This is a genomic window from Microbacterium sp. X-17, assembly GCF_039615055.1.
Window position 1 is genome coordinate 189,232 of sequence record NZ_JBDHNI010000001.1, and the last position, 20,037, is coordinate 209,268.

Genomic DNA, 20,037 nt, shown 5'->3' on the forward strand with positions numbered 1-20,037 from the left:
TGATCTACAATACTGAGCAATCTTCAAAAAAGGAGTGCTCATGCCCGTGATCGTCGTGGTCTGTACCGCGAACGTGTGCCGCTCGCCTCTGGCCGCGGCGATCCTCGACGCGGGATTGCGGTCATCCTTTCCTGGAACGCTCACAGTGCTGAGCGCGGGGACGGCGGTGCGCGACGAGCACGAGCTCTGCGCGTCCACCGTCCGGCAGCTCGCGGTCCGGCGGATTCCGTCCTACGTGGCCGAGCGTTCGCGCGCGGGACAGCTCGACGCCGGGCTGGTGGACACGGCGGACCTCATCCTCACCGCCGACACGGCCCAGCGCGCGATCGTCGCCCAGCTCTCCAGCGCGGCCCGCCCGCGCACCTTCACGCTGCGGGAGGCGACCTACCTGCTGGAGGGCGCCGCGCGGCTGCGCGCGAGCGAACCGGATCCTCTCGACTTCCCCGCGTCCGTCGAGCGGCTCAACACCCTCCGCGCGACGATCGTCACTCCGGGCAGCGGACGGGGCAGAGGGTTCGGCGGCTCCGGGCGGCACGGCCACCCGCTCGACATCGTCGACGGCCACCTCAAGGGGCCGAAGTCGCACGCCGACGTCCTTCACGCCGTCTCGTTCGCGGCCGAGGAGCTCTCCCGGCTGCTGCGGGAGGACTCGCGCGTCCCCGTCTGACGACGAAGCCCCGCCTCCCTGAGGAGACGGGGCTTCGGATCAGGCGTTTCGGTTCAGCCGTCGGTCCGTGGGCTCACCACGAGCCGAGGTGCACGGAGCCGGTCGGCTGGCCGAGGACGCTCGCGATGGACGACGGCAGCGGCCGTGCCACCGAGGGCGTCTGCGTGGTCAGCGGGCTCGTGCCGGTGACCGACTGGGACGCGGAGTCCTGACCGGTCGCGGCGGCGAACGTGGCAGCGGTCGCGTAGCCCTTCATGGCGGTCGGCGTCAGCTGCCAGTCGATGTCCACGGAGGGGGAGCCCGCCGTCGTCCGATGGTAGAGGTTGCCGTTGACCGTCAGGTTCATCGAGCCGGCGGACAGGACGTGCGCCTGGTCCTCCACGGTGAACTGGGCGATGCCCTTCGCGTCGGCCAGCACATTGTTCGAGATGCTGATGTTGCCGAGCACCCACGTGAACGTCGGGTCCGGCTGCGGCCGCTTCGGGTCGTGGCCGGGCACCGAAAGGTCGGTCTCGCGGCGGGAATCCTGCATCAGCGCGATGTTCCGGTTGTTGCGCGCGGCGGTGTTGTTCCAGATCGCGCTGTCCGAGGTGTCGAACAGCCGGATCCCGTTGCCGGTGTTGTCGCTGGCGACGTTGTTCGCCACGGTGACGTGCGCTGAGAGCTCCGCCTCCATGCCGTCGCCTCCGTTGGAGACGAAGTCGTTGCCGGCGATCGTCGCGGCGTACACCGACTCGTCGAGCCACAGCCCGGTCGTCGTGTTGCGCAGGAACGCGCTGTTCGTCACCGAGACGGTGCGGCTGCGGGTGATCTTGAAGCCGCCGGAGACGGGCTCCTGCTTGAAGTGCTCGCTGTTGTTGTCCGCCACGAGCAGTTCGCTGGCCTGGAGGCCGTAGGCGCCGTTCGCCCCCGCGCCGAGCATCCCGTTGCGAGCGATCGTCAGGTTGCGCAGGGTGTTGTTCGTGCCCCAGGTGTAGAGGCCGATGGTCGCGTTGTCCACGATCGTCAGGTTCTCCAGCGTGATGCCGTCGACCTGGGCCGTGACGGCGCCCATCTGCTTCGCCGAGACGGCGTAGCGCTCGAAGCCGATGCCGCGAACGGTCGTCCCGGCGCCCTGGATGGTCATCGCCTGCTGGAGGGTGCTGACCCGCACGGAGTGCCCGTTCGGGTTGGTGCCCAGCACGAGCTGCTTGGCCGTCTTGTCGGCGTAGAACGTGCCGGCCGTCACCGCAGAGCGCGAGGAGACCTGGCGCTGCGAGACGCCGTCGATGAACACCTGGTCGGGGGTCGCCGCCATCGGGTACGACGGGGAGAGGTAGCGCGACGCGTCGCTCAGGCCGCCGCTGAAGGACGGGCTGGTGTCGAAGGCGTATCCGTAGCCGCCGGAGACCCAGGTCGACCCGGACGCGCTCCAGCCGCCCCAGCTCTGGCTGCCGTCGAACCAGACGGCCTCACCGGGGTAGTTCTGGATGGTCAGCTTCTTGCCCGAGGGCACGGCCACGGTCTCGTGGTACGAGCCGCCGCGCAGGACGACGGTCGCGCCGCTCGGCGCCGCGTTGACCGCGGCCTGGGCCGTGGCGAACGGGCGGGACTGGCTGCCGTCGCCGCCGGAGCCGGCGGTCGCCGAGGCGAAGACCGCACCCGAGGGGATGGCGTAGTTCGTCGAGCCGATGGCGGCCGAGCCGACCGCGTGGCGGGCGCCGGTCGTCGAGACACCGTTCGAGGGGCCGGACGGAGCGGACGGCGTCGACGGGGTCGACGGCGCCGTGGGGGCGGCCGGGGTGGTCGGCGTGGCGGTCGGCGTGGCCGACGGGGTCGGGGTGGCCGTGGGCGTCGTGGCCGGCGTGCTCGGAGCGGGGGTGCTCGTCGCCGGTGCGGACGGGGCGCCGGAGGTCGCCGTCAGGTCGTCCACGACGACCTTGGCCGCCGTCGAGCTCTTGGACAGGTACGACCAGACCCCGAGGGCTCCGCTGCTGAGGCGCTTCGCGCTCGAGTCGGTGCCGGAGGCCTGCCAGGCGCCGGGAGTGGCACCGGCGGGCGTGACGCGGGCCTTCAGTGAGACCGGCGACGAGCCGGTGGCGGCGAAGTCGAGCGTATACGCGGTGCCGGCGGTCACGTTCGAGGCGACCTGGCGCTCCGAGACGATCTGCGTGGCGGCCGAGCCGTCGATCCGGCGGATCTGCAGAGTGATCGTCTTCGAGGCGGTGAAGCGGAGCACGGCCTCATAGCGGCTCGAGCCCGAGACGCGCTCCTGGAGGGCGGCGGAGATGCCGGATCCCTTCGTGGGGAGCACAGGGGCGGTGAACTTCACGGAGGACGTCACGTCGGAGGCCGAGACCGAGCGCAGCACGGAGCTCGCGCTGGTGCCGGGCTTGGCGAAGGTGAAGACGCCCGCACCGGCGGAGACGGAGCTCGCGGGCGCGTTGGTCAGCGAGTACGCGCCACCGGCGTTGGCGGTGCCCCAGCCCGCGCCCACGGTCCGGGTGAACGAGTCGGAGACGAGGGGGGTGGGCGCGGCGACGGCGGCAGCGACGCCGAGCCCCGCGGGGACGGCGATCGCAGCGGCCACGGCGGCGGCGATCGCCGCCGTCCTGGCGCGTGGTCGTGTGTTCTTGTTTTCGGATGTGTGGCTGGTGGCAGCGTGCCGACCGTGGGGGAATTCGCGGTTGTTGCGCGTCATAAGCGGGTTGTGTTTCCCGCCGTCTCGGTTAGGGATGGCAGCCGGACGTGGCAATGGGGGGTTTCCGAGAGCGGCGTGCTGGTATGGGAGTATTCACCACCAGCACGCGGATGTCGAACCGCCCGAATGGTGTCGCTCAGGCTGACGTCGTCTCCGAGAACACCTCCTGAACCACTGGGGAAGAGCGCTTTCTCGACCGGGCTCCCGCGGAACTGTGCCCCTCTTGGAGGTGCACTGCCAGGTCTGTATACCCCCTCGCCACAAGGCCCCAATCGTAGCGCTGCAGGGCCCTTTCTTGAAGCCTACTCCCAGCAGACTTTGTGGATTCGGGGTTGATCTCCGCCGCCTCGACGGATTCGCCGACCCCGCCCGGGTCCCCGAAGTACCGGGCGTCCGGACCGGCCACCTCGCGGTTGAAATCGACGTCGTACGCGATGACCGCCGTGGCGGCTCCCATCGCCCGCAGGAGGGACGGATTCGTGCCGCCGACCGAGTGCCCGTGGAGGTAGGTCAGCGCGTTGGCGTAGAGCTGATCCAGGAGCTCCTGGTCCCACACCCCGCCGACCATGCGGATGCGCTCGTCGCCGTTCGCGAGCGCGGCGATCCGGCGTGAGTGCTCGGCCGCGTACGGTGCGGAGCCGACGACCACGAGCGGCAGGCGTGCGGAGCTGCGGCGGTAGCCGTCCACGATGAGGTCGACGTGGTTCTCCGGCTCGAACCGTGCGACGACGAGGTGATACGCGCCGGGCTGGAGGCCGAGGTCGAGGAGGCGCTGGTCCGGGGCGGCGTCGATCGCCTTCGACCCGTAGGTCAGCAGCGTCGTGTCCACCCCGAACTCGCGGTCGTAGTAGTCGGCGATCCCCTGGGCGTCCGCGATGAGCGCGTCCGCCCAGCGCACGGCAAGCGACTCGGCCACGCGGTAGTACCGCCGGCCGACCCGCCCCCATTTGCCGCGCTTCCACTCGAGCCCGTCGACGTGGACGGCGACCGGGACCCTGGCCAGCCGCAGCAGGGGCACGAAGGGCGAGTTGGCGGCGTTGAACACGAACGCGGCGTCGTAGCGGCGGCGCAGCACGGCGTGCAGCACGGACAGCCCGGTGTGGCTGAGCGTCTCCAGCGTCTTCGACCGCAGGGCCGGGAGATGGACCAGCCGCATCCCTTCGTACGAGGACGGGCGGTCGGCGCCCTTCTTCGTGCGGCAGTAGACCGTGATCTCGGCGCCGTCCGCGGCCATCCGCCTGCCGATCTCCTCGACCGCCGTCTCGAAGCCCCCATAGGCCGCCGGCACCCCGCGGGTGCCGATCATCGCCACCCGGAGCGGGCGGCCTCCTTCGGGCCGCATCAGTACGCCCCCACGGGATGTGTCAGCACCTTGAGGGTGCGCCACATGATGACGAGGTCGCCGGTGAGCGACCAGTTCTCCACGTAGTAGAGATCCAGGCGGACGCTCTCCTGCCAGGAGAGGTCCGATCGTCCGTTGACCTGCCACATCCCGGTCAGTCCCGGCTTGATGTAGAGGCGTCTGTGCACATGGTTCTCGTAGCCGGCGACCTCCGCGGGGAGGGGCGGCCGGGGCCCGACGAGGCTCATCTCGCCGAGGAAGACGTTGAGGATCTGCGGCAGCTCGTCCAGCGAGTACTTGCGCAGCACCCGGCCGACGCGCGTCACCCGCGGGTCGTCGTGCAGCTTGAACAGGAGGCCGTTGCCTTCGTTCCTGGCCTGGAGCTCGGCGAGCCTGGCCTCCGCGTCGACGCACATCGACCGGAACTTGAGCATGCGGAACTTCTCGCCGCCGCGGCCGACGCGCTCCTGGGAGAAGATGACCGGGCCGCCGTCGTCCAGCTTGATCGCGATCGCGACGGCGAGGAAGACCGGGGAGAGCAGGATGAGCGCAAGCCCGGACGCGAAGAAGTCGAAGGCGCGCTTGAGCACGTGCTTGCCGCCCTCGAACTGCGGGATCTCGACCTGGATGAGCGGGAGGCCCTCGACCGGGCGGAAGTGGATGCGCGGGCCGGCGATGTCGGTGAGCGGCGCCGCCAGCACCAGCTCGGTCGCCGTGCCCTCCAGCTTCCACGCCAGGCGGCGGACGAACTCCCCGCCGCTGAGCGCCCGGCCGGCGACGATCACGGTGTCGGCGCCGAGCCGGGCGGCCGCCTCTGCGACCCCCGACAGGTCGGAGACGACGGGCACCTCCCGCTCCGGGGAGGCGATGCGGCGACTCAGCTCCGCATCCTTCTTGGCGCCTTTCCGCTTACCGGTGTCGAGAGCGGCGCCTACGACGTTGTATGCCGCTCCCGAGTTCGCGTGGATCTGGCGCACGACCGTGTCGACGTCGTCGAACCGGCCGACGACCAGCGCACGGGAGAGGTAGTGGTCGAACGTGCGCTGCCGGATCAGCCAGTGCCGCCACAGCCAGCGCGAGACCAGGACGCAGCCCATCCCGAGCGGGAGGGCGAGCACGAAGTAGCCGCGGGCGATGTCGACCTTGCCCACGAGGAAGAAAATGGCGAGCAGCCCGAACGTGATGGCCGTGGCCGCCACGACGCGGCGATACTCGGTGACTCCCACGCCCACGACGCGCGGGTCGCGCGTGTGATAGGCGGTGAGGGCGAACATCCACGTGGCCGCGATGAGCAGCGAGACGGTGAGGTAGTCGACGCGGAAGCCGTCGCCGGTGGTGGTCGGGGTTTCCTCGAAGCCGAAGCGCACGAAGATGGCGCCGATCGTGCTCAGCAGGATGAGGGCGGTGTCGGTCGCGAGCAACCGGTAGCGGTACTGCCGGGCCCAGCTCTGCTCGGAGCTGAGCGGGCGGGCGTTGGCGTGCGCGTGGGTGAGCGTGCCGAGGCGGGGGCGGAGGACGGTCACTGTGCCGCCTCCGTCTCCGCGGGGTGCGCCGCGCGGGCGCCCGTGGAAGAGCCGACGGCGGCTTGGGGGAAACCGTGGTCTCGAACGGATTCACCGCCGCCGGCTCCGCTCCGCGAGGGACGACCTGTGCTCCCGGTGCTCCACGTGCTCCGCGCGCCCCTCATGGGGTCGAGTGCGTGAGGCGCTCGGTGCGATCGTGTCGGGTTCACGGGTCGTCCCTGGGTTCGGATGGTGCGTTTTCGGGTTGAGGTGGACCGGTGGAGACCATTCGCGCTGGGGTTCGGGTTGTTCCCCCAACGTAAAGTGATTGTTCCTCACCAATTCACAAAGGTGAGAATACATCGTTTTTAGGGGGCGCGGGGACCCGCGTTCGGGGGGTGCGACTCCCCCTCTCTTGTCGGGGGTCGCGCCTAAGCTGGCAGCATGTGCGGGCGCTTCGCGTTGGACAAAGAGACCGACGACATGATCCAGGAGTTCGTCGCCGAGGGCGGCGACTTCCGCGACTGGCGTCCGAGCTGGAACATCGCGCCGACGGACCCCATCCCGGTGTTCCTGGAGAGCAAGCGCGGCGAGGAGCCCAGCGTCCGCCGCTTGGAGCTCGCCCGCTGGTCGCTGGTGCCGTCCTGGTCCAAGGAGCTCAAGACCAAGGTTCCGACGTTCAACGCCCGCGCCGAGACCGCGGCGGAGAAGCCGATGTTCAAGGCCTCCGTGGCCTCCCGCCGCGCGATCATCCCGGCCCGCGGCTACTACGAGTGGCAGACCGACCCGGCGACCAAGAAGAAGACGCCGTACTTCATCCACTCCGCCGACGGCGAGCTGCTCGGCTTCGCCGGGCTGTATGCGTGGTGGGCCGACCCGGCTCTTTCGCGCGACGACCCCGAGCGCTGGCACCTCACGGCGACCATCCTCACCTCGGACGCCGTGCAGACCCTGTCGGACATCCACGACCGCAACCCGGTGCCGCTGCCGCGCGAGCTCTGGGACCACTGGATCGACCCGACGGTCGTCGGCGACCAGGCTCTGGTGGACGAGGCTGTTCGTGCCGCGCTGCCCGTGGCGGACGCGCTGGTGTTCGACCGGGTCGGGCCGGTCGTGGGGGACGGGCCGGAGCTGATCAGGCCGGTCGAGGAGGGATAACGGGTTCCTCCCTCCGCACATCACTCCCCGCCGCCACACTCACCCGCAGGAACACGATGATCCAGCTGAAGATCAGCACCGCCGCCACCAGCTCCACCGCCGTCAGGTTGTAATACCCCACCGCGAAGAACAGCGTGACCAGTGCGATCACGCCGATGAACACCCAGCCGAGCACGTAGAAGGTGCGGGGGAGGTGCGGCATCGCCCAGCGGATGCCGACCGCGAGCACGCAGAACACGACGGCCATCCCGGTCGCCGCCGTGTTGTGCAGCAGGAAGAAGTGGTTGACCGGGAAGAGCCCGACGCAGGCGAGCATCGCGCCCACGATCACCAGGGCCGTGCGGACCTGGAGCTCGCCGCGCGACGGGCGCCGGTCGGTCCCGCTGTCGGTGGCGTAGCGGGCGATGGCCGTGACGAGGATGCCGCCCACGATCACCGTGATGTTGAAGGTCGCCGACGACCAGTCGTCCGTGATGCCCAGCACGCTGAGGTTCTGCTTCCACCAGTGCGGGTTGGACGCCGTGAGCATGCTCGTCAGCGCCCCGACGACGAGGAACACCGCCAGCACCGCCGACAGCAGCAGCGGGTTCATGTTCGCCGCCGCGAGGAACACGTAGTAGCCGGTGACCGCGGCCGCCGTGCCGACCAGCAGCGTGGCCGGGATGGCGAAGACCTGGGCGTCCTGGAAGCTGCGGGAGAGCACGTCGCTCAGCACGGTCCAGAGCAGCAGCACCACGACGGCGTGCGCGACCGCGATGGCGAGTGAGTCGAAGACCTCGATCGCGGCGCCGATCCGGGAGCGGTGCTCCTTGGGGCGGCGGTACCAGGGGATGCTCCAGGTCGCGACCCGTCCGCCGCCGTACACGACCAGGGTCACGGCGCAGCACGCGATCGCCGCGAACTGGCCGACCGAGCCCGCGCCCGAGATGGAGAGGTTGTGGCCGGCGAAGACGAAGAAGGCGATCAGGCAGACGGCCACGAACGCGAGACCTCCCGCGCCCAGCGCCAGCGACTCCACGGAGGCCGCGTGCAGCCGGCGGGAGAGTCGATCCGCTGCGCCGTGCTCGCCGACGCCGTGTTCCGAGACGGCTTCCCTCATGGTCTGAGCTTAGGCGGCGGCCACCCGCGTGGTGAGGGGGTACTCAGCGCGAGGAGCGGGTCAGCTCGATGAGCATGCTCCGGTGGGTCGGGACGGTGCGCCCGGTCGGGTGGAAGCCGAGCGTCTCCAGGTCGGCCAGGCTGTAGCTGTGCAGGCGGCCGTCCACGTCGTTCTCGATCAGCCACACCCGGGTGATGCCGTCGAAGCGGCCCCGCTCGGCGGCCTGGGGGACGGTCCAGACCCTGTCGGCCCAGCCGATGTTGTGCATGTAGGCGGTCCGCAGCGTCGGGTCGCCGACCCCCGTGAAGCCGGCGGGGTAGGTGCGCATGGCGAGCCGCGGCCGCTGCGACGGTCGGGTCGACTCGTCGAACACGACGGCGTCGCCCGGCTGCCGCACCGACGCCATCGCGCTGCTGACCTCCGACCAGTCCGAGTCGTTCTTGGAGTACGGGCCGCGCTGTCCCAGGTACGCCGGCGTGCTGATCGCGATGAACAGCAGCGCGCCGGCGCCGGTCGCCGCGACGGCCGGGATCGCGCCGCGTCGCCCGACGAACCGGCCGAGGACGAGCAGGCCCTCGGCGATGAGCAGCGCGGCGGCCGGGGCGGCGAAGGTGGAGTAGCGCCCGGTATACATCGGGAAGACGAGGTTTATCAGCAGCATCGCCCCGGTCGGCAGGATGAGCCACGTGGCGCCGACGAGCGTGGCGCTGATGGGTGCGGAGCCGTCGGGTGCGGGGCCGACCGGCCGCGAAGCCCGCGCCTCCCGTCCCCAGCGGCTGCGCACCCACGTGCCGATCGCGAGCAGGATGAGCGCCCAGGCCACGAGCGCCAGCCAGCCGTTGTCGAACCACGGCTGCCACACCAGGCTCGCCGGGTCCTGGGGCTGGTCGGCGAGGTAGCCGATCTGGCTGCGCTCGAAGTAGGCGAGCAGGCCGAGCGGCGCGAGCGCCACCAGCACGCAGCCGGCGGCGATCAGCCAGGCCCGCAGCGTCGGCCGGGACGCCCGGGACAGGAGCAGGATGCCGAGGTGGGCGAGCAGCAGCGACGCCGTGTAGAGGAAGAGGTACGAGGTGAGGGCCATTCCGGCCGCGTAGACCGCCCAGCAGGCGCGGCGCACCGACGCGGGCGCCGAGCGTCCGCCGCCGTCGATCAGCCACACCAGCAGCAGGGTCAGCCAGGCCGCGGCGGCGGCCGTGAACGCGAACGACCGCGCCTCCTCGCCCGCGTACGTCATGCGGGGGAGGACGCAGGCCACGAGCCCGGCGACGATCGCCGCCGTCGGGCCGCCCCGGCGTCCGGCCAGCAGCGTGACCGCCGCGACCGCGAAGCCGATGGCCACGGCGCTCGGCAGGCGCAGAGCGAACGGGCTCTCGCCCGCGAGCCGGATCCAGCCGTGCATGCCGAGGTAGTAGAGCCCGTGCACCGCGTCGACGTGGAACAGCATCGGGATGAGCGTGGACACCGGTCGTCGCGCCGACAGCAGTGTGGCCGCCTCGTCGCCCCAGAGCGACGGGATCCAGCTCCCGGCCGCGCAGATCACGGTGGCGACGAGGCCGAACGCCACGGCGATGACCCACGGCCGGACGGCGTGCAGCGGCGGTGCGGCGGCCTCGCGCTCTGTCGCTGTCAGCGCGCTCATCCCACCCCCGCCTCTCTCCACGCACGTACCCCGACCAGCCAACCAGACCTGCCCGGGGAGACCCTGAGGGTCCGCTGCGGAAACACATATTTCACCCGGGGCGGAATGCTGGATCCCGGGTGGCGGGCGCACTCGCCCTGCCCCCCGGGATCCGCCCCACACACGCCGGGAAGACGGGGTGTCCGTGATCCACGCTCCGCCGCATCCAGCGTGCTGAAGGGAACAGTACGTGGCCGCGCGCATCCGGGGCAGGGGATTAACGCCGCGCCCCGGTGGTGGTAGGGGCTACAGCTCCCCGCGCCGCGCGCCGGCCCAGAGGTCGACGCCCGCGTCGACGGCGAGGTCGTCGATCGCGGCGAGCTCCTCCGCCGTGAACTCCAGGGTGTCGAGCGCTCCGACGTTCTGCTCGAGCTGGGCGACGCTGCTGGCGCCGATGACGAGCGAGGTGACGCGCGGGTCGCGCAGCGCCCAGGCCAGGGCGAGCTGGGCGAGCGACTGCCCGCGGCGCTCGGCGATCGCATTGAGGCCGCGCAGGCGCTCGACGGCCTCGTCGGTGAGCCAGTCCGCGTCGAACGAGGTGCCGGCGGCGGCGCGGGAGCCCTCCGGGACGCCGTCCAGGTACTTGCCGGTCAGCATCCCCTGGGCCAGCGCGGTGAACCCGATGACGCCGACGCCCAGCTCGCCGGCGGCGTCGAGCAGTCCCTCCGTCTCGATCCAGCGGTTCAGCATGGAGTAGCTGGGCTGGTGGATGAGCAGCGGCGTGCCGAGCTCGCGGAGGATCTCCGCGGCGCGCCGGGTGTCCTCCTCGCCGTAGGAGGAGATGCCGACGTAGAGCGCCTTGCCGCTGCGGACGGCGGCGTCGAGCGCCTGCATGGTCTCCTCCAGCGGCGTGCTCGGGTCGGGCCGGTGCGAGTAGAAGATGTCGACGTAGTCGAGGCCGAGCCGGGACAGCGACTGGTCCAGGCTGGCCAGCACGTACTTGCGGCTGCCGCCGCCCTGGCCGTACGGGCCGGGCCACATATCCCACCCGGCCTTGGACGAGACGATGAGCTCGTCGCGGTACGGGCGCAGGTCCTCGCGCACGATGCGGCCGAAGTTGAGCTCGGCGGCGCCGTACGGCGGGCCGTAGTTGTTGGCCAGGTCGAAGTGCGTGATCCCGAGGTCGAACGCGCGGCGGACGATCGCGCGCTGTGTCTCGAACGGGCGGTCGTCGCCGAAGTTGTGCCAGAGGCCGAGGGAAAGCGCGGGCAGGTCGAGACCGCTGCGACCGGTGCGGCGGTACAGCATCCGGTCGTAGCGGGACGGGTTCGGTGCGTAGGTCATGTCACCAGCCTTGTCGACAGGAGCGGGTTCGTCCAACACGGGACGGCGATGCGATTGTTCCCCCGCACGGATGAATCGGTTGTCAAGGGGTCCGTGGATGATTCCCGGCCGCGGACAATCGTGGCATGCAGGTGGAGCAAATTCACAGCAGCATCCGTCGTCCCGACCCCCTACGCGACGACGTCCAGCACGCTCACGGCCGGGAGTGGCTGGGGCTCGGCGCTCTGCTCGCCGCCGTCTCGCTCGCCGTCCTCGTCCCGCTGAGCGGGATGCAGGCGGGTGTCGCGCTCGGCGCCGCCGGGCTGGTGCTGCTGTTCCTGTTCGGGATGGGCGTCGCCCTCGCGGCGATCCCCTCCGGACGGGTGCGGTTGACAGCTCTGGGACTGCTGTTCTGCGCGATGGCCGCCGTCGCGCTCGTCGGAGTGGTGCTCGCGGCGGTCGCCGCGATCGGCTGAGGCGGCTAGCTCCTCGACGCCCCGCGCCGCATCCAGCCGACGATCGCGGTGATGACGAAGAAGACGATCCCGAGGATCGCGAGCCAGATCAGCCCCTTGATGGCGAAGCCGAGGATGGCGAGGACGAGCCAGATGACGAGCAGGACGATAATCAGTGCGATCATGCCCCACACCGAACTCCCTGGGCGCGAGTTCGTCAACGGGCTTGACACCGGGCCCGTGGGGATAGCATCCCCGGTATGCACGATGTCGTCGCCGCTCTGAGCGCGGTGCTCCCTCCCGCTTCGCTGCTCACCGACCCCGCCGAATTGGAGCGCTACCGGCGCGACGACGCCGAGTGGGCGGACTCCGCCACCCCCGCCGCGGTGGTTCTCGCAGCCTCCGCCGAGGAGGTCGCCGCGGCCGTGCGGGTCGCCTCCGAGCGGGGCGTCCCCGTCGTGCCGCGCGGTGCAGGGACCGGACTGTCCGGCGGGGCGAACGCGGTCGCGGGCTGCGTCGTCGTGTCGCTGGAGCGGATGACCGCGGTGCGCGAGGTGAACGTCGAGGAGCGGTACGCCGTCGTGGAGGCCGGCGTCATCAACGACGACCTCCGCCGCCACGTCGCCGCCTACGGTCTCTGGTACCCGCCGGACCCCGCCAGCCAGGCCATCAGCACGATCGGCGGCAACGTCGCCACCAACGCGGGCGGCATCTGCTGCGTGAAATACGGCGTCACCCGCGACTATGTGCTCGGGATGACCGTGGTGCTCGCCGACGGCTCCATCGCCCGGCTCGGCCGCACGACCGCCAAGGGCGTCACCGGCTACGACCTGACCGCGCTCATGGTCGGCTCGGAGGGCACCCTCGGCATCGTGGTGGACGTGACCGTCAAGCTCCGGCCCATCGGCGGGCGGGAGGAGCGCGCCGTCATCGGCTACTTCCGCTCGCTCACCGACGCCGGCCGCGCGGTCGCCGCCGTCTCCGCCGCGGGGATCGTGCCCTCCGCGCTCGAGCTCATCGACCGGATGTGCCTGCACACCGTCGCCGAGTGGCAGGGCTGGCAGCTCCCGGAGCACGCGAACGCCCTCCTGCTCGCCTCGGTCGACGAGGTCGGCGCGTCGGGGGAGGAGCTCGCCGGCCGCGTCGCCGAGCTGTTCCTCGCCGCGGGCGGCGCGGACGTGGAGCGAGCGACCGACCCGGAGGAGGTCGCCCGGCTGTTCCTCGCCAGGCGGCTGGCCTACCCGTCGCTGGAGCGACTCGGCCCCGTGCTCACCGAGGACGTCTGCGTGCCGCGCTCGGCGGTGCCGGAGATGCTGGCCCGCATCGAGCGGATCGCGGCGGACGCCGACGTGGTGATCGCCAACATCGCGCACGCCGGCGACGGCAACCTGCACCCGCTGATCATCGCGCCGGAGGGCGACGACGCCGCCAAGGAACGTGCGAAGGCGGCGTTCGACCTGATCGTGGCGTCGTGCCGCGAGCTCGGCGGCACCGTGACGGGCGAGCACGGCGTCGGCCTCCTCAAGCTGCCGGGGGCCGCGGCGGAGCTGAGCCCGGTCGTGCTGCGGATGCACGCGGCGGTGAAGCACGCGCTGGACCCGCAGGGCATCCTCAACCCGGGGAAGGCGTTCCCGGCCCCGGCCGCCGCATCCTGACCGCACACCGATCCGAAAGGCGCCCCTTGCCCTCCCTCACCGCCGACGACGGAGTCCGCCTCGACTACACCGAGTACGGCGACCCGGCCGGCCGTCCCGTCGTCCTGATCGCCGGCTTCAAGGCCCCGGCGACCACCTGGCGCTACCAGGTGCCCGCGTTCGCCGACGCCGGCCACCGCGTCCTCGCCGTCGACCTGCGCGGCCACGGGACCAGCGAGCACCCGGAGGACGGGGTGGACATGGCCCGACGCGGCCGGGACGTCGCCGCCGTGCTGGAGGGGCTCGACCTCCGGGACGCCGTGCTGGTCGGCGGCTCGATGGGCGCGAACACGATCTGGTCCTTCCTCGCGCAGTCCGGCGCCGACCGCGTGGCCGCGGCGGTCTCCATCGACCAGACGCCGAAGATGCTCAACGACGACGGCTGGCCGTTCGGCTTCTACGGCTACGACGCCGCCAACCGCGACACCTACTTCGCGACCGGCATCCCGGAGACCGGCCACGGCACGCCGATGGCCAAGCGCGGCCTGCGGCTGGTGCGCCTGATGACGGCGATGAAGGGAATGAACCGCGAGTTCACGTCCGGCGAGCTCGCGCTGCTGCACGACCACGCCGTCGCCGACTGGCGTCCCGCGATCGTCGCGGCCGGCATCCCGCTGCTGTTCGTCGCGGGGGCGGAGAGCGAGTACTGGCCCAGCGGGCACGCGGCGGCGTCGGCGGCGCTCGCCGCGGACGGGACGGCGGTCGTGCTCGACGACGACGGCCACGCCGCGAACATGGAGCAGCCGAAGGCGTTCAACCGGGCCGTCCTGGCGTGGCTCGCCGCGCGCTGACCCGGCAGGTCAGGGCACGGCGGCCCCGGAGAGCATCAGCGAGAGGTCGGACTCCGGCCCGCTGAGCGCCCGGACCGCGGGCGTGTCCGGGCAGTACACCTCGACGGCGAGGTCGTGACGGCTGCCCGCCGCGCCCGGCGTCCAGTCCGCGCCGTCGGGGAGCGGGTCGGCCTCGCGGGGCGCCAGGCGGTCGAGCATCGCGGACGCGTCCGCGACCGGGACGCCGCGGCTCGGGTCCGTGGCGCTGCCGCCGATCAGGAGGCGCCCGGTCGTGGTGTCCACGACGGTCACCCGGAGCAGCGGCGTGAGATTCGGAGCCGTGCCGACCCGTCCAGTGCCGTCGTCCCCGAGCGGCAGCACGGCCACCGCCACGCCCGCGGCTGTGTCCGGATCGTTGTCCGCGACGCCGACGTCCAGCCGGACCGTGTGCCCGGGGGCCTCGCCGTCGCCGGGGATCGGGACGAAGTCGGGCGCGCTCGCGACTCCCGTCGAGACGACGCCGCGCGGGTCGATGGTGACCAGGTCCAGGGCGCCGATGGCGGTGGAATCTGCTGCCTCGGCGCCGATCACGAAGTCCGCGCCGTCGTTGAGGGCGCGGTAGGCAGGCCCGGTGCCGAGGGCGACCGCCGCGAGTGCGGTGAGGCCCAGGACGGCGGGGACGAGGGTTCGAGTGCGCATGACCGCGAGTGTGCTCCTGGCGGACGTATCGGGGATACCGGATTCCAGGGAAACCACCCGCAGTTCACCCGGTGCGACGCCGCCCGGGTCGACATCCGGCGGTTCAGCGGCTACTGTGCTCTGGGCTATGAGACGACTACCCATCGCGGCCGCCGGCGTCGCCCTCGCGCTCGGCCTGACCGGCTGCGCCGGGGGCGGGACGTACTCGGCGGACACGGCGAGCACCCTGCAGCACGGCGTGCTGAGCGTGGCCACCGCCGCGAGCGGGAAGGACTACGCCGGTGCGCTGACGCAGCTGGCCGCCCTCCAGCAGCGCAACGACGCCGCCCTCAAGTCCGGCGCCATCGCCCCCGACCGGCACGACGCCATCGCGGCGTCCCTCGCGGCCGTCAAAGCCGACCTCACCCAGCTCAAGGACGCCGCCGACCGCGCGCAGTTGCAGCAGCAGCTCCAACAGCTCCAGCAGCAACAACAACAGCAGAAGCAGCAGGACAACAAGGGCAAGGACAAGAAGGGCGGCGGCGATGGGGGTGACGGCGGATGAGCGCGACCGGGCGCACACCGGCCGCGGCGCCCGACGCCGGCCGGATCGCCGACCGCTACCGGCTCCTGCAGCGCATCGGCTCCGGCGGCATGGCGGAGGTCTTCCGCGCCCACGACGAGCTCCTCGGCCGCGACGTGGCCCTCAAGGTCTTCCGCCGGGAGTTCGCGTCCGCCGACGACCTGCGCCGGCAGAAGGGCGAGGTCCGGCTCCTCGCGAACCTGTCGCACCCCGCACTGGTCACCCTGTTCGACACGACGTCGGACGACGAGGGCCGCGGCGTCCTGGTGCTGGAGTTCGTCGACGGCACCGACGCGGGCGCGCGCCTGAAGGAGGGGCCGCTGCCCGCCCCCGCCGTGGCCGCACTCGCCGTGGATGTCGCCCGGGCGCTCGCCTACATCCATGGCAAGGGAGTGGTCCACCGCGACATCGCGCCGGCCAACATCCTGCTCCCCAGCGCGACGTCCTCCGGCGTCCACGCGAAGCTCACCGACCTCGGCATCGCCCGCCTCATCGACGACGCGCGCATCACCTCCACCGGCTTCGTGATCGGCACGGCGAGCTACCTCAGCCCCGAGCAGGCGGCCGGCCGGCCGGTGGGCCCGCCGAGCGACGTGTACTCGCTGGGCCTCGTGCTGCTGGAGTGCCTGACCGGCGCGCGGGCGTTCCCGGGCAGCGGGGTGGAGGCGGCCGTCGCGCGCCTGTCCCGCGACCCGGACGTGCCGGACACGCTCGACCCCGAGTGGCGCCGAGTGATCCGCTCGATGGTGGCCCGCGAGCCGGACCACCGGCCGACCGCGGCGACGGTGGCGGAGGAGCTGGCCGGGCTGCTCGCGCGCGACGCGACGCCGGCGACGGCCGGCGAGGGGCTGGAACGCACGCTGCTGCTGCCGTCGCCCGCGGAGTCGCCTGAAGCGCACGAGCCCACCGCCGCGACCTCCGTCCTCCCCGGCACCCGCCCGGAGCCGGCCGCGCCGCGGACGACCGCCGCGACCTCCCGGATGCCCCGCCCGCTGCGCGGCGTCCGTCGCGGGATCGTCGGCATCGTCCTCGCCAGCGCCGCCCTCATCGTCGTAGTCATCGGGATCGCCCTCGGCGCCATGATCGGGGGAGGGCAGCCCGCGCCGGACCCGGTGAAGTCGTACCCGGCGGTCGGGGGCACGCTCGGCGACCATCTGAAGCAGCTGGAGCACGACGTCTCGAACTCCGGGCCGTGACTCTGAGGGGCCGGGCGTGACGCCTGACGCCTAGCCGGTTTCGTGTGATATTCCTCCGCTATGGCGGAGATCGAAGTACGACCCGATGACGCGCGTGCTGCGACGGCGAAGCTCGCGGCGGTCGCGGAGGCGATGGACCACGACGCGGCCGTCTTCCGGTCGACCGGCGAGGAGCTGGCCTCCTCCGTGCCGCACGCCCCCATCCGGTGGGCGCTGACCGAGCTGGTGCAGGGTCTGGCACCGGTCCCCGGCGAGGTGGCCGACCGGTTCCGCACGCTGGCCCGCACCGGCGCCGACGCCGTGGACGGCAAGGTCGCTGTGGACCTCGACGGCGCGCGGATGTTCACCGCCATCCCGGCGCAGGGGGTGGCCACGTGATCCGCGAGAGCGACCTGCTCGACCTGGCGGAAGTAGACCCCACCCGCGCCGCGGAGGCCGCGGTGTTCTATCGGGACACGGCCGCTCGCCTGGTCGGGAACGCGCGCGAGGCGGAGCTCGCGCAGAGCCGATTCGCCGAGAGCTTCCGGTCGCGGAGGATGCCGGACACCGTCGCCCGGTTCGTGGCTCCGGACCGCGCGGCGCTGGAGCAGGTCCACGCCACCACGGTGGACCTCTGCCACGTGACCGAGGCCGCGTACCACGCGCATCGCGAGCTGGTCCGCCGGCGGGACGACCTGCTCGACGCTGTGCAGCGGATGTACGCGTGGGAGATCCCGCCCCTCCTGGAGGAGTGGATGGCCGCGACGGGGGCGCTGCGCTACCCGGAGGTCGACGAGGTCCCGGCGGCGCTCGACCGCGAGGAGAGCGCGCGCAGGGAGGTCGCCGCGTTCAACCGGGCTGCCGAGGAGTTCGCAGCCGAGTTCGAGCGCTCCCTCCGGGCGCTCCACGTGACCGCGCGGGAGCGGAGCGCTCAGCGCGCGGCGGTGGTGACGGCCTCCGCCTCCACCTCGACCTCGACCCTGTCGGCGGCGAAGCTGACGGCGATGACTCCCGCGCAGGTGGCGGCGTGGTGGGCGTCGCTGTCGCCGGCCGAGCGGCGCACGTACCTGGAGAGGCTCCCCGGGGTGATCGGAGGCCTCGACGGGGTGGACGCGGCGTCGCGCTCGGCGGCGAACCGGGCGGAGCTCGAACGGGTGCGGGCGGAGGTGAGGAAGGTGGGGAAAGGCGACCCCGGATATGAGGCTGCGCAGGTGAAACTGCGGGCGATCGAGGCGATCCGGAAGAAGCTCGGCAAAAACCCCGAGAAGCTGAAGCCACCGCTGCAGTTGCTGCTGCTCGATCTGTCGGGGGCGAACCCGAAGGCGGCGATCGCGGTGGGGGATCTCGATACGGCGGACCATGTGACGTTCAATGTGCCGGGGATGGGGACGACGGTTGCGAAGGATATCGGTGGGTGGACCAACGCGAGTACGAACCTGTTCTACGAGCAGCAGAAACTTGCCCGAAAGCACGGGGCGTCTGAGCGTGTCGCGGTGGTTGCGTGGATCGGTTATGACGCCCCGCAGGACTTCTTCGAGGTGAACAACAGTTCGGCGGCTCGGTCGGGCGGAAAAGCGTTGGCGGGGGCGTTGGAAGGGATCCTCGCCGCACAGGGATGGCCGGCGCAGTCAGATCACGTCTCCGTCGTCGGGTTCTCCTACGGGTCGGCCGTTGCAGGTGAGGCATTGAAGCGGGCGTCGGCCGGGGCATTCGTATCGGTCGGGTCTGCGGGCATCCCGACGGATGTGGCCGGACGGACTCCGTATCGAGCTCCGCTGAACGTTCCCGACGGTCGGGTCGCCTCGGGGCAAGCCAGCAGCGACTCCGTCGCAACGCTGGGAAGGTTTTCGAGTGGGCGGTCCGATCCCTCACAACACGGAGCCGTGCCGTTCAGCACCGACAATGCCCGGAGGCCTGACGGGAAGACGACCGCGGGGACCACCGACCACGCGGCGACGGTCCATGCCAGCGACCCCGCCAAATACGGGTACTACGACGAGGGCACGACCTCGCTCCACAACATGGCCGCCCACACGATGGGCCACCCGGAGGGGGTGGCGAAATGAGCAAGAGCATGCAGGCGAGGATCGTCCTCGTTTCGGCTGCCATGGCGCTCAGCGCCTGCGCGGCTCCCCCAACTGGAAAGGAAGTTCCTTCGATGACATCTCCGTATTCGACCCCGGACGAATCACGAGCGAGCACTCTGGAGTTGTTCGAGGCCACGCGGGAGTTGATCGGTGGAACCGACTGGGAGATCGACGGCGATGGGTATGGAACCTGCACTCTGCCCGATGGCAGCGCAGGGGCCAATTTCACTCGCCAGGATGGTCTTCTCGCGGCGACGATCGACTCCGTGACGGTGTCGAAGCAGATCGCGGAGTTGTGGGAATCCCGCGGGCACGCGGGAGTGACGGTCGAGCTTTATCCCGATGGCGTCGGTTACAACGTCACTTATCCGATGGATGCCAAGCGGCTGTACCTGCACGTCAGTGTCACGGACTTCTCCGCGACGATCCACATGTCCGGCGGCTGCATCCCCGGCGACGCCGACGAGCTGACCCACGCCCTCATGGACTGACTACCCGCCGGCCCCGTCCCGCGCCATCCCCTGCACCGCAGCGTCCGCCTCCTCCACGATCGCCCGCATCGCCGCCTCCGCGCGCGCCCCGTCCCCCGCGCGCACCGCTCCCGCGACCTCCTCGTGCAGCCGGATCGCCTCCGGGTTGGCCGTGTGCGGCATCAGCGCGTGCGCCGTCCGCCCGGACAGCGCCTCGACCACGGCCTTGCTGAGCGCGCGGAAGCCCGGGTTGCCGGAGGCCTCCAGCAGGATGCGGTGGAAGGCCTGGTCGTAGGCGAGGTACTCGCCGTGGTCGGCCGCGCGCTGGGTGGAGGCCATGCCGACGATGGCCTCGGTCAGGGCGCCGCACTGCTCCGGGGTCGCCCGCGTGCTGGCGAGGCGGGCGGCGACGGGCTCGATCGCCAGGCGCAGCTCGCTCAGATTGCCGAGGGCGGCGAGGCGGTCGGGCCCGGCGAGGCGCCAGGCGATCACGCGCGGGTCGAGCACGCGCCACTCGGTCTCGGGCTGGACGACCGTTCCGCGGCGGCGCCTGGCCTGCACGAGGCCGAGCGCCTCCAGCACCCGGATGCACTCGCGGAGGACGGTGCGCGAGATGCCGAGGTTCTCGGGCGTGAGGAGCGAGCCGGGCGCGATCTCGCCCGTGACGATGCGGCTGCCGACGGACTCGATGGCCAGCTCGTGGAGGGAGTCCGAGGGAGACATCCCCTCATTATCG

Annotated in this window: 19 protein-coding genes; 10 read left to right on the forward strand and 9 right to left on the reverse strand. The window is 71.6% G+C overall.

Translation table 11 applies throughout. The annotated features are described in order from the left end of the window. Positions 1-40 precede the first annotated feature (40 nt). Positions 41-667 (forward strand): hypothetical protein, encoded by a 627-nt coding sequence (locus ABCS02_RS00875; protein ID WP_345833722.1) that lies wholly within the window; start codon positions 41-43, stop codon positions 665-667. A 73-nt stretch (positions 668-740) separates the two neighbouring features. Here the strand turns inward: ABCS02_RS00875 and ABCS02_RS00880 are convergent, their stop codons facing one another. From ABCS02_RS00880 to ABCS02_RS00890, 3 genes are all read right to left on the reverse strand, one after another. After that, a complete protein-coding gene (locus ABCS02_RS00880; protein ID WP_345833723.1) occupies positions 741-3,236 on the reverse strand; it encodes a right-handed parallel beta-helix repeat-containing protein in 2,496 nt (831 codons plus the stop codon). Between the two features lie 247 nt (positions 3,237-3,483). Further along, a complete protein-coding gene (locus tag ABCS02_RS00885; protein ID WP_345833724.1) occupies positions 3,484-4,689 on the reverse strand; it encodes a DUF1972 domain-containing protein in 1,206 nt (401 codons plus the stop codon). Next, positions 4,689-6,212 carry a sugar transferase gene (locus tag ABCS02_RS00890; protein ID WP_345833725.1) on the reverse strand — a complete coding sequence of 508 codons (1,524 nt, stop codon included), beginning with the start codon at positions 6,210-6,212 and terminating at the stop codon, positions 4,689-4,691. The genes ABCS02_RS00885 and ABCS02_RS00890 overlap by 1 nt, the downstream gene beginning before the upstream one ends. Positions 6,213-6,635: 423 nt before the next feature. On the opposite strand from ABCS02_RS00890, the gene ABCS02_RS00895 reads away from it, so the two are divergent. Continuing rightward, positions 6,636-7,349, forward strand: coding sequence for an SOS response-associated peptidase (locus ABCS02_RS00895; protein WP_345833726.1), 714 nt, complete (start codon positions 6,636-6,638; stop codon positions 7,347-7,349). Here the strand turns inward: ABCS02_RS00895 and ABCS02_RS00900 are convergent. The 3 genes from ABCS02_RS00900 to mgrA all read right to left on the reverse strand — a co-directional run bounded on the left by ABCS02_RS00900 (position 7,327) and on the right by mgrA (position 11,410). Continuing rightward, a complete protein-coding gene (locus tag ABCS02_RS00900) occupies positions 7,327-8,448 on the reverse strand; it encodes a hypothetical protein (protein ID WP_345833727.1) in 1,122 nt (373 codons plus the stop codon). The genes ABCS02_RS00895 and ABCS02_RS00900 overlap by 23 nt on opposite strands. 43 nt (positions 8,449-8,491) lie before the next feature. Continuing rightward, positions 8,492-10,087 carry a hypothetical protein gene (locus tag ABCS02_RS00905; protein ID WP_345833728.1) on the reverse strand — a complete coding sequence of 532 codons (1,596 nt, stop codon included), beginning with the start codon at positions 10,085-10,087 and terminating at the stop codon, positions 8,492-8,494. Positions 10,088-10,372: 285 nt separating this feature from the next. After that, positions 10,373-11,410: an L-glyceraldehyde 3-phosphate reductase gene (mgrA, locus tag ABCS02_RS00910; RefSeq protein ID WP_345833729.1), complete on the reverse strand. Its 1,038-nt coding sequence runs from the start codon at positions 11,408-11,410 to the stop codon at positions 10,373-10,375. A gap of 125 nt (positions 11,411-11,535) precedes the next feature. Between mgrA and ABCS02_RS00915 the strand changes: the two genes are divergently transcribed. Then, positions 11,536-11,865: a hypothetical protein gene (locus tag ABCS02_RS00915; RefSeq protein ID WP_345833730.1), complete on the forward strand. Its 330-nt coding sequence runs from the start codon at positions 11,536-11,538 to the stop codon at positions 11,863-11,865. A gap of 5 nt (positions 11,866-11,870) precedes the next feature. On the opposite strand, the gene ABCS02_RS00920 is transcribed toward ABCS02_RS00915, so the two are convergent. After that, entirely contained in the window at positions 11,871-12,029 is a 159-nt protein-coding gene (locus ABCS02_RS00920; RefSeq protein ID WP_185276142.1) for a hypothetical protein, read from the reverse strand. A gap of 75 nt (positions 12,030-12,104) precedes the next feature. On the opposite strand from ABCS02_RS00920, the gene ABCS02_RS00925 reads away from it, so the two are divergent. Further along, positions 12,105-13,499, forward strand: a complete 1,395-nt coding sequence (locus tag ABCS02_RS00925) for an FAD-linked oxidase C-terminal domain-containing protein (RefSeq protein ID WP_345833731.1) — start codon at positions 12,105-12,107, stop codon at positions 13,497-13,499. Positions 13,500-13,525: 26 nt separating this feature from the next. Beyond that, complete coding sequence (locus ABCS02_RS00930; RefSeq protein ID WP_345833732.1) at positions 13,526-14,329, forward strand: alpha/beta hydrolase; 804 nt, start codon at positions 13,526-13,528, stop codon at positions 14,327-14,329. A gap of 9 nt (positions 14,330-14,338) precedes the next feature. Here the strand turns inward: ABCS02_RS00930 and ABCS02_RS00935 are convergent, their stop codons facing one another. Then, complete coding sequence (locus ABCS02_RS00935; protein WP_345833733.1) at positions 14,339-15,007, reverse strand: hypothetical protein; 669 nt, start codon at positions 15,005-15,007, stop codon at positions 14,339-14,341. A gap of 127 nt (positions 15,008-15,134) precedes the next feature. On the opposite strand from ABCS02_RS00935, the gene ABCS02_RS00940 reads away from it, so the two are divergent. The 5 genes from ABCS02_RS00940 (at position 15,135) to ABCS02_RS00960 (ending at position 19,322) form a co-directional block, all read left to right on the forward strand. Then, positions 15,135-15,551 (forward strand): hypothetical protein, encoded by a 417-nt coding sequence (locus ABCS02_RS00940; RefSeq protein WP_345833734.1) that lies wholly within the window; start codon positions 15,135-15,137, stop codon positions 15,549-15,551. After that, positions 15,548-16,765, forward strand: a complete 1,218-nt coding sequence (locus ABCS02_RS00945) for a serine/threonine-protein kinase (protein WP_345833735.1) — start codon at positions 15,548-15,550, stop codon at positions 16,763-16,765. Before ABCS02_RS00940 ends, ABCS02_RS00945 begins: the two co-directional genes overlap by 4 nt. A gap of 60 nt (positions 16,766-16,825) precedes the next feature. Beyond that, entirely contained in the window at positions 16,826-17,143 is a 318-nt protein-coding gene (locus ABCS02_RS00950; RefSeq protein ID WP_345833736.1) for a hypothetical protein, read from the forward strand. A 158-nt stretch (positions 17,144-17,301) separates the two neighbouring features. Next, a complete protein-coding gene (locus ABCS02_RS00955; protein ID WP_345833737.1) occupies positions 17,302-18,810 on the forward strand; it encodes an alpha/beta hydrolase in 1,509 nt (502 codons plus the stop codon). Then, positions 18,807-19,322: a hypothetical protein gene (locus ABCS02_RS00960; RefSeq protein ID WP_345833738.1), complete on the forward strand. Its 516-nt coding sequence runs from the start codon at positions 18,807-18,809 to the stop codon at positions 19,320-19,322. Before ABCS02_RS00955 ends, ABCS02_RS00960 begins: the two co-directional genes overlap by 4 nt. On the opposite strand, the gene ABCS02_RS00965 is transcribed toward ABCS02_RS00960, so the two are convergent. Further along, entirely contained in the window at positions 19,323-20,024 is a 702-nt protein-coding gene (locus ABCS02_RS00965) for a FadR/GntR family transcriptional regulator (protein WP_345833739.1), read from the reverse strand. Positions 20,025-20,037 lie beyond the last annotated feature (13 nt).

Excerpts from the sequence above, each read along its gene's own strand:
- ABCS02_RS00950 (WP_345833736.1), top strand. The coding sequence starts at position 16,826 with ATGGCGGAGATCGAAGTACGACCCGATGACGCGCGTGCTGCGACGGCG.
- ABCS02_RS00915 (WP_345833730.1), top strand. The coding sequence starts at position 11,536 with ATGCAGGTGGAGCAAATTCACAGCAGCATCCGTCGTCCCGACCCCCTA.
- ABCS02_RS00905 (WP_345833728.1), bottom strand. The coding sequence starts at position 10,087 with ATGAGCGCGCTGACAGCGACAGAGCGCGAGGCCGCCGCACCGCCGCTG.
- ABCS02_RS00920 (WP_185276142.1), bottom strand. The coding sequence starts at position 12,029 with ATGATCGCACTGATTATCGTCCTGCTCGTCATCTGGCTCGTCCTCGCC.
- ABCS02_RS00935 (WP_345833733.1), bottom strand. The coding sequence starts at position 15,007 with ATGCGCACTCGAACCCTCGTCCCCGCCGTCCTGGGCCTCACCGCACTC.
- ABCS02_RS00895 (WP_345833726.1), top strand. The coding sequence starts at position 6,636 with ATGTGCGGGCGCTTCGCGTTGGACAAAGAGACCGACGACATGATCCAG.
- ABCS02_RS00940 (WP_345833734.1), top strand. The coding sequence starts at position 15,135 with ATGAGACGACTACCCATCGCGGCCGCCGGCGTCGCCCTCGCGCTCGGC.
- ABCS02_RS00875 (WP_345833722.1), top strand. The coding sequence starts at position 41 with ATGCCCGTGATCGTCGTGGTCTGTACCGCGAACGTGTGCCGCTCGCCT.
- ABCS02_RS00960 (WP_345833738.1), top strand. The coding sequence starts at position 18,807 with ATGAGCAAGAGCATGCAGGCGAGGATCGTCCTCGTTTCGGCTGCCATG.
- ABCS02_RS00885 (WP_345833724.1), bottom strand. The coding sequence starts at position 4,689 with ATGCGGCCCGAAGGAGGCCGCCCGCTCCGGGTGGCGATGATCGGCACC.
- mgrA (WP_345833729.1), bottom strand. The coding sequence starts at position 11,410 with ATGACCTACGCACCGAACCCGTCCCGCTACGACCGGATGCTGTACCGC.
- ABCS02_RS00955 (WP_345833737.1), top strand. The coding sequence starts at position 17,302 with ATGCCGGACACCGTCGCCCGGTTCGTGGCTCCGGACCGCGCGGCGCTG.
- ABCS02_RS00965 (WP_345833739.1), bottom strand. The coding sequence starts at position 20,024 with ATGTCTCCCTCGGACTCCCTCCACGAGCTGGCCATCGAGTCCGTCGGC.
- ABCS02_RS00945 (WP_345833735.1), top strand. The coding sequence starts at position 15,548 with ATGAGCGCGACCGGGCGCACACCGGCCGCGGCGCCCGACGCCGGCCGG.
- ABCS02_RS00925 (WP_345833731.1), top strand. The coding sequence starts at position 12,105 with ATGCACGATGTCGTCGCCGCTCTGAGCGCGGTGCTCCCTCCCGCTTCG.
- ABCS02_RS00900 (WP_345833727.1), bottom strand. The coding sequence starts at position 8,448 with ATGAGGGAAGCCGTCTCGGAACACGGCGTCGGCGAGCACGGCGCAGCG.